General features: G+C 69.2%; 17 protein-coding genes. 3 read left to right on the plus strand and 14 right to left on the minus strand.

The window, feature by feature from the left end; genetic code table 11:
- Positions 1 to 16: 16 nt before the first annotated feature.
- Complete coding sequence (locus BLV92_RS10820; protein ID WP_090544732.1) at positions 17 to 2,131, plus strand: site-2 protease family protein; 2,115 nt, start codon at positions 17 to 19, stop codon at positions 2,129 to 2,131.
- A 51-nt stretch (positions 2,132 to 2,182) separates the two neighbouring features.
- On the opposite strand, the gene BLV92_RS10825 is transcribed toward BLV92_RS10820, so the two are convergent.
- From BLV92_RS10825 to BLV92_RS10870, 10 genes are all read right to left on the minus strand, one after another.
- Positions 2,183 to 3,343 (minus strand): acyltransferase family protein, encoded by a 1,161-nt coding sequence (locus tag BLV92_RS10825; protein WP_167627015.1) that lies wholly within the window; start codon positions 3,341 to 3,343, stop codon positions 2,183 to 2,185.
- A 182-nt stretch (positions 3,344 to 3,525) separates the two neighbouring features.
- Positions 3,526 to 5,694 (minus strand): methylmalonyl-CoA mutase, encoded by a 2,169-nt coding sequence (gene scpA, locus BLV92_RS10830; protein WP_090544736.1) that lies wholly within the window; start codon positions 5,692 to 5,694, stop codon positions 3,526 to 3,528.
- Positions 5,691 to 6,536, minus strand: a complete 846-nt coding sequence (locus BLV92_RS10835; RefSeq protein ID WP_090544738.1) for a Pnap_2097 family protein — start codon at positions 6,534 to 6,536, stop codon at positions 5,691 to 5,693. Before BLV92_RS10835 ends, scpA begins: the two co-directional genes overlap by 4 nt.
- A 4-nt stretch (positions 6,537 to 6,540) precedes the next feature.
- The gene (locus tag BLV92_RS10840; protein WP_090544740.1) at positions 6,541 to 7,842 is read right to left on the minus strand and encodes an MSMEG_0569 family flavin-dependent oxidoreductase; all 1,302 of its coding nucleotides are present in this window, start codon (positions 7,840 to 7,842) and stop codon (positions 6,541 to 6,543) included.
- A gap of 55 nt (positions 7,843 to 7,897) precedes the next feature.
- A complete protein-coding gene (locus tag BLV92_RS10845) occupies positions 7,898 to 8,182 on the minus strand; it encodes an MSMEG_0570 family nitrogen starvation response protein (RefSeq protein ID WP_090544742.1) in 285 nt (94 codons plus the stop codon).
- Positions 8,183 to 8,197: 15 nt separating this feature from the next.
- Positions 8,198 to 9,256: a sll0787 family AIR synthase-like protein gene (locus BLV92_RS10850; protein WP_373681819.1), complete on the minus strand. Its 1,059-nt coding sequence runs from the start codon at positions 9,254 to 9,256 to the stop codon at positions 8,198 to 8,200.
- Positions 9,253 to 9,816: an MSMEG_0567/Sll0786 family nitrogen starvation N-acetyltransferase gene (locus BLV92_RS10855; RefSeq protein WP_090544744.1), complete on the minus strand. Its 564-nt coding sequence runs from the start codon at positions 9,814 to 9,816 to the stop codon at positions 9,253 to 9,255. Before BLV92_RS10855 ends, BLV92_RS10850 begins: the two co-directional genes overlap by 4 nt.
- Positions 9,817 to 9,818: 2 nt before the next feature.
- On the minus strand, positions 9,819 to 10,931 hold the full coding sequence (locus BLV92_RS10860) for an MSMEG_0568 family radical SAM protein (RefSeq protein WP_177197924.1): 1,113 nt from the start codon (positions 10,929 to 10,931) through the stop codon (positions 9,819 to 9,821).
- Positions 10,882 to 11,910, minus strand: a complete 1,029-nt coding sequence (locus BLV92_RS10865; RefSeq protein ID WP_090544747.1) for a Nit6803 family nitrilase — start codon at positions 11,908 to 11,910, stop codon at positions 10,882 to 10,884. Before BLV92_RS10865 ends, BLV92_RS10860 begins: the two co-directional genes overlap by 50 nt.
- 20 nt (positions 11,911 to 11,930) lie before the next feature.
- Entirely contained in the window at positions 11,931 to 12,413 is a 483-nt protein-coding gene (locus BLV92_RS10870; RefSeq protein ID WP_090544749.1) for an MSMEG_0572/Sll0783 family nitrogen starvation response protein, read from the minus strand.
- A 387-nt stretch (positions 12,414 to 12,800) separates the two neighbouring features.
- On the opposite strand from BLV92_RS10870, the gene BLV92_RS10880 reads away from it, so the two are divergent.
- Positions 12,801 to 14,189 carry an aminotransferase-like domain-containing protein gene (locus BLV92_RS10880; RefSeq protein ID WP_090544753.1) on the plus strand — a complete coding sequence of 463 codons (1,389 nt, stop codon included), beginning with the start codon at positions 12,801 to 12,803 and terminating at the stop codon, positions 14,187 to 14,189.
- A 90-nt stretch (positions 14,190 to 14,279) separates the two neighbouring features.
- Here BLV92_RS10880 and cyoD read toward each other — a convergent pair whose 3' ends face one another.
- From cyoD to cyoA, 4 genes are read right to left on the minus strand one after another with little or no spacing between them, the layout of a single operon-like run.
- Entirely contained in the window at positions 14,280 to 14,672 is a 393-nt protein-coding gene (gene cyoD / locus BLV92_RS10885) for a cytochrome o ubiquinol oxidase subunit IV (protein ID WP_373681818.1), read from the minus strand.
- Complete coding sequence (gene cyoC, locus BLV92_RS10890) at positions 14,669 to 15,283, minus strand: cytochrome o ubiquinol oxidase subunit III (RefSeq protein WP_090544755.1); 615 nt, start codon at positions 15,281 to 15,283, stop codon at positions 14,669 to 14,671. Before cyoC ends, cyoD begins: the two co-directional genes overlap by 4 nt.
- A 4-nt stretch (positions 15,284 to 15,287) precedes the next feature.
- Positions 15,288 to 17,264: a cytochrome o ubiquinol oxidase subunit I gene (cyoB, locus tag BLV92_RS10895; RefSeq protein WP_090544757.1), complete on the minus strand. Its 1,977-nt coding sequence runs from the start codon at positions 17,262 to 17,264 to the stop codon at positions 15,288 to 15,290.
- Between the two features lie 2 nt (positions 17,265 to 17,266).
- Positions 17,267 to 18,154 carry a ubiquinol oxidase subunit II gene (gene cyoA / locus BLV92_RS10900; protein ID WP_243842681.1) on the minus strand — a complete coding sequence of 296 codons (888 nt, stop codon included), beginning with the start codon at positions 18,152 to 18,154 and terminating at the stop codon, positions 17,267 to 17,269.
- A gap of 364 nt (positions 18,155 to 18,518) precedes the next feature.
- Here cyoA and BLV92_RS10905 point away from each other — a divergent pair, with 364 nt between their 5' ends.
- Positions 18,519 to 19,919, plus strand: a complete 1,401-nt coding sequence (locus BLV92_RS10905) for an aminotransferase-like domain-containing protein (protein ID WP_090544761.1) — start codon at positions 18,519 to 18,521, stop codon at positions 19,917 to 19,919.
- Positions 19,920 to 20,017 lie beyond the last annotated feature (98 nt).

The raw sequence follows: 20,017 nt of genomic DNA on the forward strand, positions 1-20,017 counted from the left end.
CGCGCCGCGTCGCCCCATGGCCCGACTTCCGCAACTTCGCCAGGAACTGACGCTCACGCCCGGCGCGGCGACGCCCGACGGCGCGCCGACCTGGATGCTGCACGATCCCGCCGCGAACCGGTTCTTCCAGCTCGGCTGGCCCGCGTTCGAACTGCTGTCGCGCTGGCCACTCGACGATCCGCTCGCGATCGTCGAGGCCGTCAATCGCGAAACGACGCTGACCGTCACGCCCGACGACCTCGACGCGCTGGTGCGCATGCTGCGCCAGCAGAGCCTGCTGGTCGCCGCGACCGCGGCCGACACCGCGCGGCTCGAACATCACAAGGCCGCGCAGCGGACGAGCCGCGCGATGTGGCTGCTCAAGCACTACCTGATGATCCGGGTCCCGCTGTGGCATCCGATGCCGTTCCTGCGGGCCGCCGCGCGCCACGTCGCGTTCGCGTACCGGCCCGCGTCATGGCTGATCGTCGCGGCCGTCGCGATGACCGGCCTCGTCCTCGTGTCGCGCCGCTGGGACGAATTCGTGCATACCTTCCACGGTTATGCCGACTGGCGCGGCCTGATCGGCGTCGGCATCGCGCTCGGTTTCGCGAAGGTGCTGCACGAGTTCGGGCATGCGTTCACGGCGCAGCGGCACGGCTGCCGCGTGCCGACGATGGGCGTCGCGCTGCTGGTGATGCTGCCGGTGCTCTACACGGACACGACGGAAGCGTGGAAGGTGGCGGCGCGCAAGGACCGCCTGTGGATCGGCGCGGCCGGCATGCTGAGCGAGATCGCGCTCGCCGCGTTCGCGACGCTCGCATGGAGCCTGCTGCCCGACGGCCCGCTGCGCGGGGGCGCGTTCCTGCTCGCGACGACCACCTGGATCGCCACCCTCGCGATCAATGCGAGCCCGTTCATGCGCTTCGACGGCTATTTCCTGCTGTCCGACTGGCTCGACATGCCGAACCTGCACGACCGCGCCTTCGCGCTGGGCCGCTGGTGGCTGCGCGAATGGCTGTTCGGCTTCGGCGATCCGCAGCCCGAACCGTGCAGCGCGTCGCGGCGCCGCTTCCTGATCGCGTTCTCGTTCGCGACGTGGCTGTACCGGCTTGTCGTGTTCCTGTCGATCGCGCTGGTCGTCTACCATGCATTTTTCAAGCTGCTCGGCATGCTGCTGTTCTGCGTCGAGTTCGGCTGGTTCATCGTGCGTCCGATCTGGCGCGAGACGCAGGCGACCTGGCAGCGCCGCGACGAACTGCGCTGGTGTCGCGAGACGCGGCGCAGCGCGCTGCTCGGCGCGGCGGCTGTCGCGTTCTTCGTCGTGCCGTGGCACGCGGGCGTCAGCGCGCCGGCGGTCCTCGCGCCGCAGCGCGCGCAGGGTCTCTATACGGTCGCGGCCGGTTATCTCGCCGACCAGCCGCCGCCCGCGCGCGACGGCCAGCGGGTTCGCGCAGGCGACACGCTCGCGGTGCTGGCGTCGCCGGACCTCGAAGCCCGGCTCGCCGCCGCGACCGCCAGCGAGGCGCTGCTGCACTGGGAAGTCGACCAGCAATCGTTCGACGAGCGCCTGCAACAGCAAGGCACCGCGCTCGCGCGGCGCTGGGACGCGACGCGACAGACCGTGGCCGGCATCCAGGCCGAAATCGCGCAACTGACGATCCGCGCGCCGTTCGACGGCACCGTGCAGACCGGCGACGACCCGCCGGCGCCCGGCACGTGGCTGCCGCGCGGCGAACGCGTGTACGACCTGATCGCACCCGGCGGCGTGAAGGGCGACGCGTACGTGGGCGAGGACGACGTCGCGCGCCTGAAGGCCGGGCAATCCGCCGTCTTCGTCGCGAGCCTGCCGGAACTCGCGGCGCGCGACTGCCGCATCGATGCGATCGACAAGGTCAACGTCGCGACGCTCGACGCGCCGTCCGTCGCCAGCACGTATGGCGGCCCGATTCCCGCGGAACCGAACGCGAAGACCCGTCAGCTGGTGCCGCTACAGGCGACGTGGCAGGTGCGGTTCGGCGGTTGTGACGGCGAGGCCGGCATCGGGCGCGAAGTCAACGGCACCGTGCAGCTGGGCGCGGGCCGGCAGAGTTTCGTCGGGGAAGGCCTCCGCTTCGTCGCGGCGGTACTGCAACGGGAGGTCGGGTTCTGACCGGCGCGATACCGCCGGCAGCGGGAAAACGCAGACCGCAATCGACCGGCCTCAGTCGTCCGCCGACGAAGCCACCAGCCCCGCCCCCGTCTGCCCGCGCCGATACTTCAGCGACACCATCCGCCAAACCGGCCCGAACGCATACGACACTTTCGCGATGATCTCCTTCTTGCGCCTCAGCACCGGCTTCTCGATGCAGTGCCACGAGAACGCCGCATACGCGAGCCCGAGACAAAGCGAGAACGCGATCGACATCCACCCTACGCGATGCTGCGCGAACAGCTGCGCATACGTCTGCTGGATCGGGAACGCGAACAGATAAAGCCCGTACGAATAGTCGCCGCGCATCAGGAACGTGTACTTGCGCGGATTCAGCAGCCCGAGATACACGGTCACGTAGGCCGTCGGGATCACCGCGAGATACGCGGTCGCGGCGTCGCGCGTGAACACCAGTTGCAGCACCAGCGCGACGGCGAACAGGCCGAAGCGCCACGGAATCCGGTCGCGATACAGGAACGCGAGCACGCCGGCCACGAAACTCGCGACCAGCAGCCGCCCCTGCGGCGCCGCCGACTGCCACACGTCTGGCAGCCGCGCGAGCACCCAGGTCTTGTACGCGACGAGCGCAATCAGTCCGGCCAGCAGCAGCGCGCGCCGCGAATGCAGCCCGAACAGCACGACCACCGTCAGCAGGATGTAGCACTCCAGTTCGAACGGGATCGTCCACAGCGACACGTTCGTCACGTTCGGCACCGGGTTCGTCGTGAAGAGCCCCGGCAGCGGATAGGTGATGTAGCCGACGATGTTGTGGAAATACGCCCAGAACTGCGCGCTCGAAAAGTAGTCGGACAGCGGCGCCTTCGTCAGCAGCGGCCCAAGTATCAGCGCGGACAGCAGCACTTCGACCGCGAGCGCCGGATAAAGCCGCAGCGCGCGCAACGACAGGAACTTGCCGATGCTGCCCGCGCGCACGAGACTGCCGGCGACGAGAAAGCCGCTCAGGATGAAGAACATCGGCAGCAGGCCGCCGAGCACCGCGCGCCATTCGGCCCAGTAGGTGCGCTCGGCCGCTTCGCCGTGCAGCGTGTAGATCGTGTGCCAGCACAGGATGGCGATCGCGAGGCCGATCCGCATGTAGTCGAAGCCGCTCGACGCGCCGCCGACCTCCTCGATGCGTTCGGCCAGCGTGACTTTTCGACCTGGAAGCGCCATGAGGACCTCGATAAACGTGGGCGGGACGACTGCGGCCGGCGACGTCGCAAGGCGCGCTCCGCTGCCGGAACGCGCCGCATCGCCATCGTGGCCGTAGTATCGGAAGCGCGCCCCCACCCGTCTGTTCGATAGCGAACGGTACGGGCGGCGGGTCATCCCGCGTTACCTCGCGCGCCCTCGCGCTACCACGCCCCCACGCCGCCGTCCCACGCCGATGCGCGTTCGTCGCCCGCGCAAGCCAGCCGCGCGTCGGTCGCGTCGGTCGCGTCGATCGCATCGACGATCCGCACCGCGATCGCATCGACCGGCGAGCCCGGCCCGAACACGTCGCACACGCCCTCGTCCTTCAACAGCCGCGCATGCGCGTCCGGCACGATGCCGCCGACGATCACCGCCGGCCTGTCGCCTGACGCAGCGAGCCGCGCGAGCACCGCGCGCACCAGTTCGAGATGCGCGCCGGCCAGCGACGACACGCCGAGCACGTCCGCCCGCCACTCGCGCGCGAGCCGCACCGCGTCGTCCGGCGTCGAGAACAGCGGCCCGAGCGCGACGTCGAACCCCGCATCCGCGAGCGCGGCCGCGACGGTCTTCGCGCCGCGGTCGTGGCCGTCCTGCCCGAGTTTCGCGAGCAGCACGCGCGGCTTGCGGCCGAGCCGCGCGCCGAGCGCCGCGACGCGTTCACATGCAGTACGCCACGCGCCATCCTGCGAACGCTCGCGTCCGTACACGCCGTCGCTGAATCGCGCGACGCTGCGCGCGTGCGCGTCGTCGCGCGGCCACGCCGCTTCGAGCGCCTGCGTGCATTCGCCGAGCGTCGCGCGCGCCCGCACGCAGTCGATCGTCAGCGCGAGCAGGTTCGCGTCGCCGCGCGCGCCTTCGGTCAGCGCGGCCAGCGCGCGCCGCACGCGGGTCTCGTCGCGCGTGGCCTTCAGTTCCTCGATGCGCCGCAGTTGCAGCGCGCGCACGCGGCGTCCGTCGATCTCGCGGCACGCGACGCGTTCGTCGTCGTCCGCCGCCTGAAAGCGGTTCACGCCGACGATCACGTGCGAGCCGTCGTCGATGCGCGCCTGCGCGGCGACCGCCGATTCGTGGATCCAGCGATGCACGTCGCCGCTGCGCAGCGCGGCGAGCACGCCGCCGGCCGCGTCGATCTTCGCGAGCGTCGCCCGCACGCGCGCGGCGACGTCGGCGGTCAGCGACTCCATCATGTACGAGCCGGCCCACGGATCGACCGTGTCGCACACGCCCGTTTCGTGTTGAAGGATCAGTTGCGTGTCGCGCGCGAGCCGCGCCGCGTCGCGGCCGGGCAGCGCGAGCGCCTCGTCGTACGCGTTCGTATGCAGCGACTGCGTGCCGCCGAACACCGCGGCCATCGCCTCGATCGTCGTGCGCACGATGTTGTTCTCCGGCTGCTGCGCGGCGAGCGTGAGGCCCGACGTCTGGCAGTGCATCCGCAACGCCAGCGCCTTGCGCGAACGCGCGCCGAGCCGGTGCGCGATCTCCGACCACAGCAGCCGCGCCGCGCGCAGCTTCGCGATCTCGCCGAAGAAGTCGCGCCCGACGCCGAAGAAGAAGCTCAGTCGCGAGCAGCAGTCGTCCGCGCTCATCCCGCGCGCGAGCAGCGTCTCGACATAGGTGCGCGCGTTCGCGAGCGTCAGCGCGAGTTCGAGCACCGCGTCCGCGCCCGCTTCCTGAAGGTGGTAGCCGGAGATCGACATCGCGTTGAAGCGCGGCACGTGCGCCGCGAGATGCTCGACTACGTCCGCCGCGATCCGCAGCGACGGTTCCGGCGCGAAGATCCACGTATTGCGGACCATGTACTCCTTCAGGATGTCGTTCTGGATCGTGCCGCTCAACTGCGCGGCCGGCACGCCGCGCTCCCCGGCCGCGACGATGAACGCGGCGAGCACCGGCAGCACCGCGCCGCTCATCGTCATCGACACCGATACGCGGTCGAGCGCGATCCCGTCGAACAGGCGCGCCATGTCGTCGACGCTGTCGATCGCGACGCCGGCCATCCCGACGTCCGCGCGCGCAGCCGGATGATCGGAGTCGTAGCCGCGATGCGTCGGCAGATCGAACGCGACCGACAGCCCCTGCGCGCCGCCGTCGAGCGCGGTGCGAAACGCGAGGTTCGAGTCGGCCGCGTCCGCATAACCCGCGTACTGGCGGATCGTCCACGGCCGCCCGGTGTACATCGACGGATACGGGCCGCGCACGAACGGCGCGGCGCCGGGCGCGCCGCCCAGATGCGCGATACCGTCCAGATCGTCCGACGTGTAAAGCGCTTTCAGCGGCACCGCGCGATCGAGCGGCCGATGCGCATCGTCGTGAACATCGTGTCTCTTCATGGGCGCTCCCACCGTTTCACCGTGACGACGTCCGCGATCTTCTCGCGGTCGCTGCCGCGCAGGATCTCGCACCAGTGCGCGAGTTCGCCGCCGTCCGCCCGCTGCGCGACCGTGCGCACCGCGAGCGTGTCGCCGACGTTCAGGTTGCCGTGATAAAACAGGTCGCGCCGCGCAAGAGCCGGCGCTTCGGCCACGCGCCGCGCCGCCCATTCCGCGCGATCGACGAACGCCTGGAAACTCGCGAAATAAAGGAAGTCCGCGCCGTTGAAGTCGCTGTTCGGACACGGCTCGAAGCGAACCGCCGCGTCGTCGCCGCCATCGAGCGGCAGCGGCCGCGCGACGCCGAGTTCGTCGCTCCACTGCCCTGCGCGCAACAGCTTGCCGAACCGCGCCAGCGCGAGCGCGTCGTCCGGCGTCGCCGCGACCGGCGCGTCGAGCGCCGCGAACCGCGCGCGCACGACCGACTGGTTGTTGCCCGCCTCGCGCCGCCGCACGAACGCGGAGCACATCGACACGCGCGCATGCAGCGCGCCGCCGGCGAGCAGCCAGTGCTCGCTGAAATGCCGCGCGGCGCCGCTGCGCACGAGCGACGTGTCGATCTCGAACAGGTCGTTCTCGCCGATCCGGTCGAGCCGCGCGTCGCGCACGCTGACCGCCGTGAACGCCGCATACGCGCGCTCGCCGTCGTCGTCGACGAAGTCCGGCACCGCGCGCCCGGTCGCGGCCGCGAGCGCGTTCCAGTGCCGGTCGCCGCATTCCTTCAGCAGCCAGTTCTCGGACAGCCCGTTGCGCGCGAGTTGCGGCATCCCGGCCCGATAGCGGTCGCGCGAGTGCTGTGCCATCCGCTCAGACGCCCGCGGTTTCGGTCGCGGCGACGCGCGCCTGCAACGCGTTGCGAATCCGCGCGACCACGTAGTCCGCGTCGCGCGCGATGCCCGAGAAGCGGCCCGAGCCCCACGTATGCAGCCACGGCAGGCCGATGAAGTACAGCCCTTCGACCGGCGTCACGCCGCGCGCGTGCTCCGGGTAACCGCGGCCGTTGAACACCGGCGCGTCGATCCAGCTGAAGTCCGGCCGGAAGCCGATGCACCAGATCACCGAGCCGATGCCGCTCGCCGCGACGTCGAGCGTCGTGCGTTCGCCGGCCGGCTGCCACACCGGCTCGTAACGCGACGGCGGCGGCGCGGAGAGGCCGTTTTTCTCGATGTACGCGTCGATGCCCGCGTTGATCCGGTTGTACGTGTCGTCGGCGGCCTTCAGGTTGTCGATCAGGTTCGGCGCGAATTGCAGCGCGCCGTCGCGCAGGTCGTCGAGCCGGCCGTACAGTTCCATGCCCTCGGCCGCGAAGCGGCGCAGGTCGATGTCGCGGCCGCCGTCGCGGCCCGTTACGTAATGGTTGGTGTTGTCGCGCACGCCTTCGCGCAGCGGATGCTGCTCGACCGGCATGTCGTAGTAGCCCATGTCCGCGAGCCAGTCCACCACGTCGCGGCCGCGATAGAAACGCGCGCAGCGCGGCGCCTCGCCGACCGCGAGCACGACCTTGCGGCCCGCGAGATGCAGGTCCTCCGCGATCTGCGCGCCGGACTGGCCGGAGCCGACCACCAGCACCGCGCCTTCGGGCAGCGTGTCGGCGCTGCGGTATTCGGACGACTGCATCTGCACGATCGACGCGGGCAGCCGTTCGGCCAGACGCGGCACGATCGGCGTGTGATAACCGCCGGACGCGACCACCACGTGATCGGCGGTGAACTGGCCGGCCGTCGTCGCGACCGTGTAGACGCCGTCCGCGCCGCGCTTCACGCGCGTGACCGCCGTGTGTTCGAGCACCGGCGCGTCGACCATCGCGATGAAGCCGTCGAGGTAGTCGATGATCTCGTCCTTCTTCATGAAGCCGTGCGGATCGTCGCCGCGATACGGCCAGCCCGGCAGCGCGCACTGCCAGTTCGGCGTGACGAGGCAGAACGCGTCCCAGCGCTGCTCGCGCCACGTGTGCGTGACGGTGTTCTTCTCGACCACCAGATGATCGATGCCGGCCTGCTTCAGGTAATAGCTGACCGACAGCCCGGCCTGTCCGCCGCCCGCGACGATCACGCTGTAGTGGCGGCCGGCGGCGCTGTCCGCGGTCGTGGGGTTCGGATGGTTCGACATGATTGTTCCTTGCAGGGAGACGGCGCGGACAGCCGGAACACGGCTCGCGCGGGGTTCAGTTGAATTCGATGACGGTCACGTGCGCGTCCGGCTGGCCGCGAAAACGCGCGGCGTCGTGCTCGATCTGCGCGAGCTGGTCGAGCGCGGACGAACACGCGTAGCCGTAGCGTTCGCGCACGCGTTCGGACGCCGCGCCGAGCGCGGTGCGCGCGAGCGCGACGAACTCGTCGAGCGGATAACGGCGGCCCGGCGTGAAGTGCTCGCGCACGACGGTCGAAGGCGAATAACAGTTGGCTTCGCTGCCGTCGGGCCAGGCGATGCGAAAGTAAAGGACGGGCATCGTCGTTCCTCGTTGTTAGCTTGCGCCGGCGTGCGCGCGGGGTGTGTGGGGCGCGCTCGCCGGCGTATCGACAGGCGGCGCGACGATGAACGCCGCGTCGCGAAAATTCCATAACGGCGCGGATGCGCCGCGTGCTTCGATCCGAACCTCGCGCGACGCATCGACCACGCCGATCGACGCGCACGCAAGCGAACGTGCGTGGAAGCGTTCGATCACCGCGTCCGCGTGTTCGTTACGCACCGACAGCAGAAAACCGAAGCTCGGAAACGCGGTGAGCCAGCGTTCGAAGTCGGCCTCGGACTCGACGCCGTCGGGACGCGGGATCGCATCGAGATCGATCGTCGCGCCCGCTTCCGAGCATTCGAGCAGCATCAGCGCGGTGCCGAGCGCGCCGGCCATGCTGATGTCCTTCGCCGCGTCGCACAGCCCGCTTTCCGCGAGTTCGGGCAGCAGTTCGAGGTCGCCGCGCAACCGCTCCGCGGGCGAGCCAACCGACGCGTTCCAGAACGGAAACGGCTCCTCGTAACGGCCGCGCAGATCGACGGCCATCAGCAGACGGTCGCCGGGCCGCGCGTTGAAGCTCGACAGCAGGCGGCGCGCGCGGCCGAGAATCGCGACCGCCAGTTGCGGCTGCGCGCTGCGCGCGTTGCTATGCCCGCCGACCACCGGCACGCCGTATGCAACCGACGCGGCCGCGATGCCGGCCAGCACGTCGCGGCCCGCATCGACGCCGTCGCTCCACAGCGCATCGACGACCGCGAGCGGCCGGCCGCCCATCGCATAGATGTCGCTGACGTTCACCATCACGCCGCTGTAGCCCGCGAACCACGGCATCGCGGCGACGAAATCCGCGACCAGCCCTTCGATCGCGAACAGCAGATAACCGTCGCCGCCCGGCTCGCGAATAGCCGCGCAGTCGTCGCCGACCGCGACCGCCTGCGCGAGATCCGCCGCGCCATGCGGCAGCCCGCGCGCGAGCGACGCGACCACCTCCGCGATGTCGGTCTTGTGCGCGAAACCGCGGCTCGCGCGCAGCCGCCCCGCCAGCGCCGCGACGTTCAAGACGCCGTTCACGACGCGCTCCTCGGCTGCGCGACGAAGCCGCTCGTCGGCGTCGCGCACGGCGGATAACGGTCGAGCCGCGCCTGCATCAGATGATGCGAGCGGCCATGCAGCGTTTCCTCCGCCAGCACGTCCCAGTGCAGCCGGCGAAACAGCGGCACGTTCTGGCTCTGCACGTGCGCGAGGAAGGTCTCGCAGCCGAGCGCGTGCGCGCTGCTGACCGCGAGCCGGATCAGCGTCGCGCCGATGCGCCCGTGGTTGCGGAACGCCGCGTGCACCGCGAGGCGCGAGCCGTACCAGACGCCCGGCGCTTCCTCGTGGATGCGCACGGTGCCGACCACCTGGTCCGGCATCCCGGCGATGCACGACAGCGCGACCAGCTGCTGCGCGCGATCGTCGATCTCGTCGCGGTCGTCGCCGACGAAGATCCCCTGCTCGATGCAGAACACCGCGCGGCGCAGCCGGTGCGCCTCGTTCGCTTCCCACGGCAGCGTGGTCCACTTCACGCGGTACTCGGCGGGCGCGAACGCGAGCGGCAGCACGTCGTCTTCGATGATCGCCTCGGCCAGCATGGTCACTCCTCGTACGAAGACAGCGACGAACACGCGCCGCACTTGCCGCAGCCCGCCTTGATGTCGGCCGAACGCAGCCCCGCTTCGGACAGCATCGCGCCGAGCGGCGCGAGCACCGACTTCATGAATTCGGGCGTCGGCGCCGGATGGTCTTCGAGCGGCGTGCCGCTGATCGGCACGAACGGCACGACGAACGGATACACGCCGAGGTCGATCAGTTCGCGCGACATCGCGAGGATCGCGTCGGCGGTGTCGCCGAGGCCCGCGAGGATGTACGTGCTGACCTGGCCGCGCCCGAACACCGCGACGGCGGCGCGGAACGCTTCCATGTAGCGCGCGAGCGGCACGCTCGCCTTGCCCGGCATGATCCGCTCGCGCACCTCGGGCGTGACCACTTCGAGGTGCATGCCGAGCGTGTCGATGCCGCTCGCCTTCATCCGCTCGAACCAGCGGTCGTCGTCGGGCGGCTCGCATTGCGCCTGGATCGGCAGGTCCACCGCCGCGCGGATCGCGAACGCGCTTTCGCACAGGATCTGCGCGCCGCGGTCCGGCGTCGGCGGCGTGCCGGTCGTCAGCACCATGTGCTTCACGCCGTCGAGCAGCACCGCCGCGCGCGCGACCTCGGCCAGTTGCTCCGGGGTCTTGCGGGCGATCGTGCGGCCCGCCGCGAGCGACTGGCCGATCGCGCAGAACTTGCACGCCTTGCGGCGGCTCTCGTAGCGGATGCAGGTTTGCAGCACCGTCGTCGCGAGCACGTCCGCGCTGTGCAGCGTCGCGATGTGCGAGTACGGCACGCCGTCGAGCGTCTGCATGCCGTAAAAACGCGGCGCTTTCGGAAAGCTGATGTTCGCGATCGGGATCGTGCCGCGCAACAGCGCGCTCGCCCCCGACGCGTCAGGCTGCGCGGCGACGAACGGCGAGTTCCACGCGGTGCTCGTGTGCACCGGCACCATGATCGTCACGCCGTCGACCGTGACCGCCTTGTGGTCGGACGGCCCCGCGCCGCCGCGCCGGCTCGCCGCGCCCGCATGCGGATCGACGAGACGCAGCCCGGCGGACTGCAGTTCAGTCATCAATTGCCGGCTCGCGGCCGACAGGTTCCCGTTCGCGTTCATCGACGTTTCCTCCAGTTGAATAAACCGCGGCTGCCGCATCGCAACCGGCCATCGGCGCGACGGTGACGGCCGGCCGGTCGTTGATCGCGAGACTCAGCAACTCGGGCCGCGCGTAGTGGCCGACCGAGTCCATCATCCGCTTGCGCTTGGTGATGAGCGACATGTCGAGATCGGCGATCACGATCCCCTCGCCTTCGCGCAGCGGCTCCGCGAGAAGCTGCCCTTCCGGCGACACGATCGCGGTGAAGCAGCCGCCGCGCAGCGCCTTCTGCAGCTTCGGATCGGTGGTCACCGAGTCGATCTGCGGGTCGGTCAGCCAGCCCGTCGAGTTCACGACGAAACAGCCGGACTCCAGCGCGTGATGACGGATCGTCACCTCGATCTGTTCCGCGAAAATCGGCCCGACGAGCGAGCCCGGAAACTGGCTGCAATGGATCTCTTCGTGCTGCGTCATCAACGCGTAGCGCGCGAGCGGGTTGTAGTGCTCCCAGCACGCGAGCGCGCCGACGCGCCCGATGCCGGTATGCGCGACCTTCAGCCCCGCCGCGTCGCCCTGCCCCCAGATCATCCGTTCATGGAAGGTCGGCGTGATCTTGCGGCGCTTCAGCACGAGCCGGCCGTCCACGTCGAACACGAGCTGCGTGTTGTACAGGCTGCCGTGGTCGCGCTCGTTCACGCCGAGCACGACCACCGTGCGATGCCGCCGCGCGCGTTCGGCGACCGCCTCGGTCACCGGGCCGGGCACGACGACCGCCTGTTCGTAGAGCCGCATGTGCTCCGGGCCGGACGCGACCGGCGGCCGGACGAACGAAAAGTACGGGTAGTACGGCACGAACGTCTCGGGGAACACGACCAGCTGCGCGCCCTTGGCCGCGGCCTCGTCGATCGCGTCGCAGACGCGTGCGAGCGTGCCGCCCGGCTGCTCGAAGTCCGGCGCGATCTGAACTGCGGCCGCGCGGACGATACGCTTTTCTGACATGATGATTTCCGCCGCGCCGCTCAGACGGTCCAGGTGTGGATGACCAGCGCGTTCTCCTTGCGGTGCAGCAGCTGGATGTCGAGCACGTCGAGCGGATTGATCGGGCGGATGCCTTCGATCAGCGACGCTTCGCCGTGGCCGTACAGCGCCTGCAACGCGAAACGGCATGCGTACACCTTGCCGCCTTCCTCCATGAACTTCGTCAGTTGCTTGTTGAAGTTCAGGTGGCCGGGGAACGCCTCGTCGCCGAGGGTCGGGAACCCGCGTTGCAGGCCGAGCGTGACGCCGGGGCCGTACAGCAGCACCGATGTTTCGAATCCCTTACGTTGCAGACGGGTCGCCTGCAGCATGTTCACGAAGCCGATCGAGCCTTCGAACGCAACCGTGTGGAACGTGACGAGCGCCTTCTCGCCGGGCTCGGCCTTTACGTCCTCGAACACCTTCTCTTCGTAATCGACGAGGTAGTCGCCCTTCTTGTGCAGCGGGATATCGACGGCAGGCATTTCACTCTCCATTCAGATAATCAATTGATCGGTTTTTCGCGGATTAACCGGCACCGCGTGGCCGATATAACGCAACGGCCATGCCAAATTCCGGCCCGGAAAATGCAATCACTTGCCGATCAGGCAGGCGATCAGTGCGAAGCGGACGCGAAAAAAATTTTGCGGAGCCGCGCCGGGCGGGCCTGAGCGGCCGGCCGCACCGTTCACGCCACGCGTGCGACGTTCGCGCACAGGGCATCGCTTGCGCGATGGTGGTGCGCCGCACGCCGAAACCGTGCACTGATCCGATCAATGCGATCAATAGCGATTTGATTAGCGATCTTTATTTATTTCCTGATCGGATCGCGTGTTATCGTGAATTGCAGGACCGATCACGAGGCGAGTTTCATGGACATGTTGTTGCAGCACTGGATCAAGCGGCTGGCGGAAAACCGCAAGCCCGCGTATCTGACGATTCCCGACCTGATCGAGGAAGACCTCGCGAGCGGACGGCTGCGGCCGCGCGACAAGCTGCCGGGACTACGCGACCTCGCGCTCGCGCTCGACCTCAACTACACGACGGTCGCGCGCGGTTACGCGGAGGCGCGCAAGCGCGGGCTGCTCGACGCGCGCGCGGGCAGCGGCACGTTCGTGCGCGGCAAGACGCCGACGCTGCCGCTCGCGGGCGGCAGCGTCGTCGAGATGTCGATGAACATGCCGCCCGAACCGCCGGAATTCGCCCAGCGGCTGCGCGACGCGTCCGCGCGCCTGTTCGAAGCCGCGGACCCGTTCCGGCTGCTGCGCTATCAGGACTTCGGCGGCACGCCGGAGGACCGCGCGGCCGGACGCGCCTGGCTCTCGCAGCGCCTGCCCGACTGCGAGAGCGACACGGTGCTGGTATGCCCCGGCATCCACAGCGCGCTCGTCGCGCTGGTGTCGCAACTCGCGCGCGCCGGCGAAACGATCTGCCTCGACACGCTCGCGTATCCGGGCATCAAGGCGATCGCCGCGCAACTCGGCGTGCGTTTGCAGGCGCTGCCGCGCGACGACGAAGGGCCGCTGCCGCACGCGTTCGAGGCGCTGTGCAGGACCGACAAGCCGAGCGCGTTCTACTGCAACCCGACCTTGCAGAACCCGAGCACGCTGACGCTGTCGAGCCGCCGCCGCGAAGCGCTCGCGGACGTCGCGCTGCGCTACAGCGTGCCGATCATCGAGGACGACGCGTATGCGATGCTGCCGCGCGACGCGCCCGCGCCGCTCGCGTCGCTCGCGCCGGAACTCACGTGGTACGTGACCGGGCTGTCGAAGAGCTTCGGCGCGGGGCTGCGCGTCGCGTATCTGCGCGCGCCGACCGCGCGGCAGACGCAGCGCGTCGCCGGCGCGCTGCGCGCGACCACGGTGATGGCGAGCCCGTTCACCGTGCTGCTCGCGACGCAATGGATCAACGACGGCACCGCGCACGACATGCTCGACGCGATCCGCGCGGAATCGAACGCGCGCCAGGCGATCGCCGCGCAGGAACTCGACCACTGCCGCTACGACGCGCATCCGGACGGCTTCCACATCTGGCTCGACGTGCCGAAGAACGGCTGGAGCGCATCGGAACTCGCGCTGCAACTGCGCAACCAGGGCATCGCGGCGGTCGCGGGCGCGGCGTTCTCGACCGACGGCAGCCCGCCGAACGCGATCCGCGTGTGCCTCGGCGGCCCGCAGGACCGGCACGACTGCCGCGACATGCTGCGGATGCTCGCGGAGACGCTCGAACATCCGCATCATCTGCACCTGCCGGTGATGTGAACGCGCCCGCGCAACGAAAAAAACCCGGCGGCCGAATGAACGGCCGCCGGGTTTTTCAAGGGTGAACCGAGGCGTGAACGAACGCGCCGCTCAGTCGTGCGCCATCGCCCGATCGACCGACATCTGCGTCGGCATCATGTTCACGTTCGCGTTGTGCATCACCCACAGCGACAGCCCGACGATCACCGCGATCAGGAAGCCGGTGCAGATGAAGATGCCGACGTTCGAACGCTGGTCGCGCGCGGTGCCCAGGTGCAGGAAGTACACCAGTTGCACCAGGAGCTGCGCGACGCACAGCACGACGATCGCGGCGAGGCCGTAACCGCGCGGCACCGCGTCGGTCATCACCGCGGCGAACGACGCGAGCGTCAGCACGAGCGACAGCACCATGCCGGTCACGTAGCCCTTCAGGCTGCCATGCGACGCCGCGTGCAGCGTGTCATGGGAAGCGTCATGGGACGAGGATTGAGGCATCTTTTTCATACGAACTCGCGCAGATAAACGAACGTAAACACGCAGATCCAGACCAGATCCAGGAAGTGCCAGAAGAGGCTCAGGCACGACAACCGGCGGCGCGTGACGCCGGTCAGCCCGAAGCGGCTCACCTGGTGCGTCATCACCGCGATCCACAACAGGCCGCATGTGACGTGCAGCCCGTGCGTGCCGACCAGCGTGAAGTACGCGGACAGGAACGCGCTGGTGCCGGGACCCGCGCCGTCGCGGATCAGCTTCGCGAACTCGAACACCTCCATCGCGATGAAACCCGCGCCGAACAGGAACGTGACGACGAGCCAGCCGATCACCCGCTCGCGCCGGTGCGCGTGCAGGCTCAGCATCGCCATCCCGAACGTGAAGCTGCTCGCGAGCAGCAGCAGCGTTTCGCCGAGCACGTACGGCAGCTCGAACAGGCCGTGGCCGGTCGGGCCGCCGGCCGTCGCGTTCGCGAGCACGCCGAACGTCGCGAACAGCGTCGCGAAGATCAGGCAGTCGCTCATCAGGTAGATCCAGAACCCGATGGTCGTCTTCGAGCCATCGTCGTGGTCGTGGTGGCCAGGCGCATGGCCGTGCGCTTGATGCGTGGACAGGGTAGTCATGATGTCAGGCGGCCTCGCCCAGTTGCGCGAAGCGCGCGTTCTCGATCCGGGCGACTTCCGCCGCCGGCACGTAATAGTCGACGTCCTGGTCGTAGCTGCGCACGATGAACGTGACGATCGCGCCGACGATCCCGACCGCCGCGAACAGCCACATGTGCCACACGAGCGAGAAGCTCAGCAGCATGCAGAACGCCGCGATCACGAAACCCGCGCCGGTGTTGCGCGGCATGTGGATGTCCTCGTACTGCGCGGGCTGCACGTACGCGCGGCCGGCTTCCTTGTTGTCCCAGTGCTGCTCCATCGACGTGATGGCCGGCACCTGCGCGAAGTTGTAGAACGGCGCGGGCGACGCGGTCGACCATTCGAGGCTGCGGCCGTTCCACGGGTCGCCGGTCAGGTCGCGGTTCGCGTCGCGCTCGCGGATGCTCACCGCGAACTGGATCAGCAGCGACAGAATGCCCGCGCCGACGAACAGCGCGCCGATCAGCGCGACGACCAGCCACGGATGCCATGCCGGCACCGAATAGTGGTTCATCCGGCGCGTCATCCCGTCGAAGCCGAGGATGTAGAGCGGCGTGAACGCGAGCCAGTAGCCGATCAGCCAGCACCAGAACGCGACCTTGCCCCAGAACTCGTTCAGCGTGAAGCCGAACACCTTCGGGAACCAGAAGCTGATGCCGGCCAGCATGCCGAACACCACGCCGCCGATGATGACGTTGTGGAAGTGCGCGACGAGGAACAGCGAGTTGTGCAGCACGAAGTCCGCGCCCGGCACCGCGAGCAGCACGCCGGTCATCCCGCCGACCGCGAACGTGACCATGAAGCCGATCGTCCACAGCGTCGCCGAGTGGTAGCGGATGCGGCCGCGGTACATCGTGAACAGCCAGTTGAACAGCTTCACGCCGGTCGGGATCGAGATGATCGTCGTCATGATCCCGAAGAACGCGTTCACGTTCGCGCCGGAGCCCATCGTGAAGAAGTGGTGCAGCCACACGAAGAACGACAGGATGCCGATCGACGACGTCGCGTACACCATCGACTTGTAGCCGAACAGCGGCTTGCCGGAGAACGTCGCGATGATCTCGGAGAACGCGCCGAACGCGGGCAGGATCAGGATGTACACCTCGGGGTGGCCCCACACCCAGATCAGGTTGATGTACATCATCGCGTTGCCGCCCAGCTCGTTCGTGAAGAAGTGCATGCCGAGATAACGGTCCATCGTCAGCAGCGCGAGCGTGCCGGTCAGCACCGGGAACACCGCGACGATCAGGATGTTCGTGATCAGCGCGGTCCACACGAACACCGGCATCTTCATCAGGTTCATGCCCGGCGCGCGCATGCGCAGGATCGTCACGACGAAGTTGATGCCGGTGAGCGTGGTGCCGAGGCCCGACACCTGCAACGACCATATGTAGTAGTCGACGCCCGTGGTTGGACTGTAGCCCAGCTCGGACAGCGGCGGATACGCGACCCAGCCGACCGCCGCGAAGTCGCCGACGAACATCGACATCATCACGAGCACCGCGCCGACCACGGCCAGCCAGAACGACAGCGAGTTCACGAACGGATACGCGACGTCGCGCGCGCCGATCTGCAGCGGCACGATCACGTTCATCAGGCCGAGGATCAGCGGCGTCGCGACGAAGAAGATCATGATCACGCCGTGCGCGGTGAAGATCTGGTCGTAGTGATGCGGCGGCAGGTAGCCGGCCGCGCCGTCGCTGGCGATCGCCTGCTGCACGCGCATCATGATGGCGTCCGCGAAACCGCGCAGCAGCATCACGAGCGCGAGCACGATGTACATCACGCCGATCCGCTTGTGATCGACCGACGTGATCCATTCGCGCCACAGGTAGCCCCATTTGCCCGCGCGCGTGATCGCGCCGAGCAGCAGCAGGCCGAGGAGCGCCACGACCGCGCCGGTGCCCATGATGATGGGCTCGTGCCACGGTACGGCGTCGAGAGTGAGTTTTCCGAACATGATCAGGACTCCGCGGCGGCGCGCACGGGTTGCGGCGCGCGCGCATGGTCAGGGGTAAGCGCGGGAGACGGCGCGGCGGGCAGCGCCGCGGCGGCGGTGCCGCACATCGGGTCGCGCGGCATGCCGCGCATGTACTGGTTCACGACGCCGTCGAACAGGCGCGGCATCACCGAGCCGTACAGCGCGACCGGCGCTTTCGCGGACGGCTGTTCGAGCGCGTTGTACGCGGCCTTGTCGAGCGCGAGCGGCGACGCCTTCGCGCGCGCGATCCACGCGTCGAAGTCCGCGCGGCTGGTCGCGAGCGTGTCGAAGTGCATGTCCGAGAAACCCGGGCCGCTGAACGCGGCCGAGCGGCCGGCATAAACGCCCGGCTGGTTCGCGATCAGGTGCAGTTGCGTCTGCATGCCGGACATCGCGTACACCTGGCTGCCCAGTTGCGGCACGAAGAACGAGTTCATCAGCGACTCGGCGGTGATGCGGAAGTCGATCGGCGTATCGACCGGAATCGCGAGCTGGTTCACCGACGCGACGCCGTAGTCCGGATAGATGAACAGCCACTTCCAGTTCAGCGCGACGACCTCGACGCGCACCGGCTTCGTCTGCGATTCGATCGGCCGGTACGGATCGAGGCTGTGCGTGGTGCGCCAGATCAGCACCGCGAGCGTGACCACGATCACGCACGGAATCGACCAGACGACCACTTCGATCGCGGTCGAATGCGACCACTTCGGCGCATACGTCGCGCGCGTGTTCGACGCCCGGTAGCGCCATGCGAAGATCAGCGTCAGCGCGATCACCGGGATCACGACGAGCAGCATCAGCCCGAGCGCGATCAGGATGAGGTTTTTCTCCTGCACGCCGATGTCGCCCTGCGGACTCATCAGCGCCATGTTGCAGCCGCCTAGCAGCGCGGCCGCGCCGACGGCCGCCGCGCGGCCGGCGGAACCGGCCAGGCGTAACGCCCGGGTGGGAGGGAAATGCCGCCACGGCGACGGCCGACCTGGAGTGGGATCCGGCCCGGTGGCCGGCTGTTTTCGAATAGCGGGGTTCCGCATGTGTGTGGTCCTGGTTGGCGATCGCATCCCCCATGCATGCATCCGCCACGCGGGTTGCCGGTGTCCGCCGGGCGGGCCGGCCCTTGAGGACCGGCCCGCCGCGGCGGCACCGCCAGCCGCGACGCGCGTTTGATGTATGGATCAACGTGCGACCGGGCCGCATGTTAGAGTAAGACATCACCCATACAAGTGCGACAAAATGACACCAAAATCACCCATACATAGCGGGAGCGGACGTCCTGCGTGGGTCGGCGTGTTCGTCGCCGACGGCGGTCCGCGTTACCTGCAGATCGTCGCTTTCATCGAGCGCGCGATCGCGGACGGCGCGCTGCGGCCCGGAGACCGGCTGCCGCCGCAGCGGCAACTCGCAGCGCAACTGGGCGTGGATCTGACGACGGTGACGCGCAGCTTCACCGAGGCGCGCCGCCGCCAGTTGATCGACGCGCGCGGGCCGCTCGGCACGTTCGTCGCCGCGCCGAAGGTCGAACTCGCGCAGCGCGTGGACCTCGGCATGAACATTCCGCCGCCGCCCGCCGGTGTCGATCTGGAGGCGCTGCTGCGCGAAGGCGTCACGCAGGTGCTGATCCGCAGCGACATCGACCTGCTGATGACCTACCACCTCGGCGGCGGCAGCGACGCCGACCGCGACGCGGGCGCGCGCTGGCTGAAGCCGATGCTCGGCCGCACCGACGCGGCGCGCGTCATCGTGTCCCCGGGCGCGCAGGCGGCGCTCGCCGCGCTGATCCTCGCGGCCACGCAGCCGGGCGACGTCGTGCTGACCGGGCCGCTCGTGTATCCGGGGTTTCCGCTCGCCGCGCGGCAACTCGGGCGGCGCGTCGAGACGGTCGAAGTCGACGCGGACGGCATGCGGCCGGACGCGCTCGAAGCCGCGTGCGGCGCGCACGGCGCGAAGCTCGTTTATCTGAACCCGACGCTGCAGAATCCGACCGCGCACACGATGCCGGAAGCGCGCCGGCTCGACATCGTGAAGACCGCCGCGCGCTGCAACGCGACGATCGTCGAGGACGACCCGTACTGGCTGTTCGCGCCGGACGCGCCGCCGCCGCTCGCGCGGCTCGCGCCGCAGCGGGTCTGTTATCTGTCCACGCTGTCGAAGTGCCTGTCGCCGGGGCTGCGCACCGCGTTCGTCGTGCTGCCGGAGTCGTTCGACGAAGCGGCGTTCGCGGCCGCGCTGCGTTCGTTCTCGCTGATGTCCGCGCCGCTGACGGCCGCGCTCGCGACGCAGTGGATCCACGACGGCTCGGCGGCGCAACTGCTGGCCGGCGTGCGCGACGAAGCGGCCGCGCGCCAGCGCCTCGCCGCGCAGACGCTCGCCGGCAGCGCGCACGCGACGGACGGCATCCACGTGTGGCACGCGCTGCCCGGCTACTGGGCCGCCGAGAACCTCGCGGCCGCCGCGCGCGCCGAAGGGCTCGTCGTCGCGCCGTCGACCGCGTTCCATTCCGGCGAGCGCGCGCCGAACGCGATCCGCATCTCGCTCGGCGGATGCAGCGACCGGGCGCAGCTTCGCGCGGCGCTGAACCGGCTGTCGACGCTGCTCGCGCAGCGGCCGGCCGACCGTCATCGCGTGGTGATCTGACGGGGGCGGCGGACGCCGCTCAAGTGGCTCGGACCGAGCCTGCATCGGCAGGCGCGGCGGCGCATCGAACGCGCGCGCCAAACGCGGCGCGGCGGCTC

This window comes from Paraburkholderia caballeronis (genome assembly GCF_900104845.1).
GTDB classification, from domain to species: Bacteria; Pseudomonadota; Gammaproteobacteria; order Burkholderiales; family Burkholderiaceae; genus Paraburkholderia; species Paraburkholderia caballeronis.